General features: G+C 56.5%; 3 protein-coding genes. All 3 read left to right on the top strand.

From position 1 onward, the window contains the following. Window positions 1–151: 151 nt before the first annotated feature. Genes WCA10_RS00775 through WCA10_RS00765 form a run of 3 tightly spaced genes read left to right on the top strand, consistent with a single transcriptional unit; the run spans window position 152 to window position 3,364 of the window. Window positions 152–1,402 (top strand): tyrosine-type recombinase/integrase, encoded by a 1,251-nt coding sequence (locus WCA10_RS00775; RefSeq protein WP_472820569.1) that lies wholly within the window; start codon window positions 152–154, stop codon window positions 1,400–1,402. Next, window positions 1,399–2,361, top strand: a complete 963-nt coding sequence (locus tag WCA10_RS00770; protein ID WP_472820568.1) for a tyrosine-type recombinase/integrase — start codon at window positions 1,399–1,401, stop codon at window positions 2,359–2,361. Before WCA10_RS00775 ends, WCA10_RS00770 begins: the two co-directional genes overlap by 4 nt. Before the next feature lie 25 nt (window positions 2,362–2,386). Beyond that, window positions 2,387–3,364 (top strand): tyrosine-type recombinase/integrase, encoded by a 978-nt coding sequence (locus WCA10_RS00765; RefSeq protein ID WP_472820570.1) that lies wholly within the window; start codon window positions 2,387–2,389, stop codon window positions 3,362–3,364. Window positions 3,365–3,453 lie beyond the last annotated feature (89 nt).

Genomic DNA, 3,453 nt, shown 5'->3' with positions numbered 1-3,453 from the left:
GGAATTATGTCCAGTTCCCGATTATGCGCAGCGTATTGGGGCGTGGACGTTGGATGGGCGGACCTATAGGGGCGGTTTCTGTTCAAGGAAAGCGGACTTCACATAATCGGTGGTCTCCTGATGTCGGCATTTCTGATGCCAGGAGATCATCATGGAAAATGGAACAGCAGTTCACCCGCAGGTGCGCGCATGGTTGGAGCGCAGCGTTCTTCAACCCTATATCTCAGAGTTCTGCTCGCGTCTTCAGCGCAGCCGTTACCACGCATCGACCATCCACTGCTACCTATACTGCATTGCGCATTTTGCGCATTGGGCCGGCCGACACAGGCTGGCGCTGGTCAAGATGGACGAGCGGACAACTACCCGCTTTGTCGCTGAGCACTTACCGCATTGTGATTGCCCATATCCCGTAAAGCGCGGCAGGTCCGATACGCGTGCGGCTCTCTCACATTTGCTCCAGACTTTATCCACATGTGAAGTGACAACCGAGAACCGTGCTGATTGGGATCCGCTTCACACGGAACTGTCCTCTTTTGATCGCTACATGACAGAGGTGAAGGGGCTCGCTCAGAGCACTCGCCAGCAACGCATCCACATCATCCGCCGGTTTCTGAACGAGCGATTCGCCTCTGGCTCCTTCATGCCTGATCGCATCAGGCCAACTGATATTCGACGCTTCGTGTTAGGCCAAGAAGGGGTACACAGTACCGGAACGATTCATGTAGTGGGAGGGGCCATCCGATGCTACCTCAGGTTCCGTTCGGTTGCCGGCGATCCGGTTCATGGACTGCTCGATGCCGTCCCCAGCGTTGCCCATTGGCGTTTGGCATCGTTACCGGAAGTGCTCTCCGAAAAGGAGGTACAGCAGCTTCTGGGGTCTTTCGAGCAACTGCCGCGATCGCCCAAGCGAGCCCACGCGATGGCGCGCTGTCTCACAGATATTGGGCTGCGTGCCAGCGAAGTCGTACAACTGCACCTCTCAGATGTAGATTGGCGTGCTGGAACGATTCGTCTCGCCGCGAACAAGTCGCGCCGAATTGACGTTCTTCCTTTGCCGACAGAGACTGGCAGGGCCATCGCCGAGTATCTTCGAACGGAGCGGCCGCAGACTTCTAACCGTGCCTTGTTTGTGCGCGATGGTGCTCCATTTGACAGGCCTATTCAGGCGGGCGTCGTGCGCAGAGTGATCCGCCAGGCTTATCTCCGATGCGGATTGGCACATTCGAGAGTTCATATACTCCGCCATAGTCTGGCGAGCAGTCTCTTGAAGACGGGCACTCCACTCAAGGAAATAGCCGACATTCTCCGTCATCGCAGCCTCGATACTTCGGTGATTTATACCAAGGTGGATACGAATCGGCTTGCTGCGGTGGCGATGCCGTGGCCGGGGAGGTCGCTATGAGTCACCATCGCTCGATGAAGTCTCTGGTTCATGAGTATCTCGGCGAGCGTCGTCGCCTTGGATTTTCGCTCGCGATTTCCGGCTCACAACTGATGGCGTTTGCTCGTTTTGCCGATCACTCAGGCCATCGTGGTCCATTGAACTGCCGCATCATCTTGGACTGGGTTCAAGGCCAGATACCGCACGCTGAACATATCACCTGGGCACGGCGACTGGAAGTTGTCCGACCGTTTGCCAAGTACCGCGCCCGTTTCGATCCACGCACAGAGATTCCTGACGCGCAGTTGTTTGGTAAAGGACATCGCAGAATGACTCCACATATCTATTCCGATCAGGAGATCGTTGACCTTCTGCGGGCTGCTCGGGAGATGACGCCTCAGGGGACATTGCGCCCGGCAACCTATGAGGCACTTTTCGGACTGATCGCGGCAACAGGACTACGCATCTCGGAAGCTCTGCACCTGCGGTGCAAGGACGTCGATCTCGCGCAGGGGATGTTGACCATCCGGCAGACGAAGTTCTCCAAGTCCCGACTCGTTCCTCTTCACGCTACGGCGGTCAAGGCATTGCAGAAGTACACAGCCTTTCGGCAACTCTATGTACCCGTGCGCCCAGAAGCATTCTTCTTCGTTTCCGCATCGGGCGCAGGCTTGGTGAACCGAACCGTTCATGGTGTTTTTGAGCGCCTACGTGCGGGGCTTGGCTGGATTGCACGCGGTGCACATGCTGCACCGCGCATCCACGACCTCAGACATACGTTTATCTGCCGGCGTGTCTTGCAGTGGCATCGGCAAGGCGTCACGATTGATAACGCGATGGTGGCCCTGTCGACCTACGTCGGACATGTCAAGGTTTCCGACACTTATTGGTATCTGACCGGTGTTCCCGAACTGATGGCCATAGCGGGAAGGAACTTCGAAGAGTTTGCATCGAAGTCCAAGGAGGGAGGTCGTGGCTAGAACCCCATCACCCCCATCTCTTGCGATGCTATTGCAACGATTCTTCGTTGACCATCTTCAGCAACATCGGTCATTCAGTCCCTGCACGATCTCTGCATACAGGGATACGTTCAAGTTGTTGCTCCATTTCGCCGAAATGCATCTCGGAAAAACTCCTGTCACCCTCGCCCTCGCTGATCTGGATGCCAAGCTTCTCTTAGCCTTCCTCGATTACCTTGAACGCGAACGACACAACGCAACCCGGAGCCGCAACGCCCGGCTTGCTGCCCTTCGATCATTTTTAAAGTACGCAGCCCACTACGATCTGAACGCCCTGCCCATCATTGAGCAGGCTTTGGCGGTGCCGATGAAGCGCTTCGAGAGACCCATGCTCGGCTTCCTTTCACGCGAAGAGATTGATGCCGTCCTCGATGCTCCGGAACCTTCCGGCTGGACCGGGCAGCGCGACCGCGCACTGCTCACCATGCTCTACAACACGGGAGCCCGCGTGTCCGAAGTCGTCACGATCCGCATCAAGGACGTGATCCTCGATCACTCACCTTGTGTTCACCTTCACGGCAAGGGTCGCAAAAACAGAAGCGTCCCGCTGTGGCGATCTACGGCGGAACTCATGCGGAAATGGAAGCGTTGCCTCCACTCAACAGAGGATTCCAGCTTCTTGTTTCCAAATCGTGGCGGAAACGAGATGACGCGCTCCAACGTCACCCAACGCCTTGCACTGGCCGTTTCCAACGCCGCCGTAAAATGCTCCTCGTTGCGGCGCCATGCAATCTCTCCACATACCATTCGCCACGCCACAGCAATGCATCTGCTCCAGTCAGGCGTGGACATCACTGTCATTGCTCTATGGCTGGGCCACGAGAGCCCTGCAACGACACATATGTACGTCGAAGCCGATCTCACCATGAAGCAGCGCGCACTCAATCGGCTGAAACCGGCGAAAACGAACAGTCCTCGCTACCGGCCTCCGGATCAACTAATGAAGTTCCTGGAGAGCCTATAAATTATGCGCAGCGTTTGGTCGGTGCGATAAGGCACAGCAGGCACACGTCCCGCACGCTGCGCATAATCGGGAACTGGACATAATTCCGT

It is taken from the genome of Occallatibacter sp. (assembly GCF_049582745.1).
Taxonomy (GTDB): Bacteria; Acidobacteriota; Terriglobia; order Terriglobales; family Acidobacteriaceae; genus Telmatobacter.
The sequence above is the reverse complement of the archived record's forward strand: the minus strand, read 5'-3'. Positions and strand labels throughout refer to the sequence as shown.